The sequence below is a fragment of the Streptomyces griseoloalbus genome (assembly GCA_014650015.1).
GTDB classification, from domain to species: domain Bacteria; phylum Actinomycetota; class Actinomycetes; order Streptomycetales; family Streptomycetaceae; genus Streptomyces; species Streptomyces griseoloalbus.
The window spans coordinates 1-562 of sequence record BMUD01000152.1; the positions used below are offsets into that span (position 1 = coordinate 1).

Below are 562 nucleotides of genomic sequence, written 5' to 3' on the forward strand. Positions count from 1 at the left end.
GCTGATGTGGACGCGTTCCGCCGCCCGGGTGAAGTTCGCCTCCTCGGCGACCGCCACGAAGTACTCCAGCTGCCTCAGCTCCATGGCGGCGGATTGTAGGGACCGGCAGGCCCTCCAGCGAGGGCGTCACCGCGGTGCGTGGACGCCTCCTAACCGTCCCGTACCCGCGTGACCGGCATCGTGTCACGGCCGGCCGGAGAAGCCGCCGGTCGTGGCCCTGCCGGAGAACCGGGGAGACACGGGGACCACCGGCCCCCGCCGCCTACGGCCGCTTCTGGTCGTCGTACTCGGTCAGTCCGGCGTCCAGCAGGGCGGGCTGGTAGGTGCCCGCCGCCTTGGACAGCCAGCGCAGGCTGTGGTAACCGACCAGGACCAGGAGGGTGCCCAGGGCGATGCCGCTCAGCTCGAAGTTGTCGGTGATCTTCAGGCTGACGCCGCCGATGCCCACGATCAGTCCGGCCGCCGCCGGGATGAGGTTGAGGGGACGGCCGAAGTCGACCTTGTTGCGGATCCAGATCTGGGCACCGAGCAGGCCGATCATGCCGTACAGGATGACGGTGAT

General features: G+C 69.6%; 1 protein-coding gene and 1 pseudogene. Both read right to left on the reverse strand.

Features of this window, described 5'->3' with window-relative positions; genetic code table 11:
* Window positions 1–84: LysR family transcriptional regulator (locus tag IE178_RS35325; RefSeq protein WP_193515106.1), on the reverse strand; the 84-nt coding region annotated here is incomplete at its 3' end.
* Between the two features lie 178 nt (window positions 85–262).
* Window positions 263–562: pseudogene (locus IE178_RS35330) on the reverse strand (nitrate reductase); the annotation flags it as partial.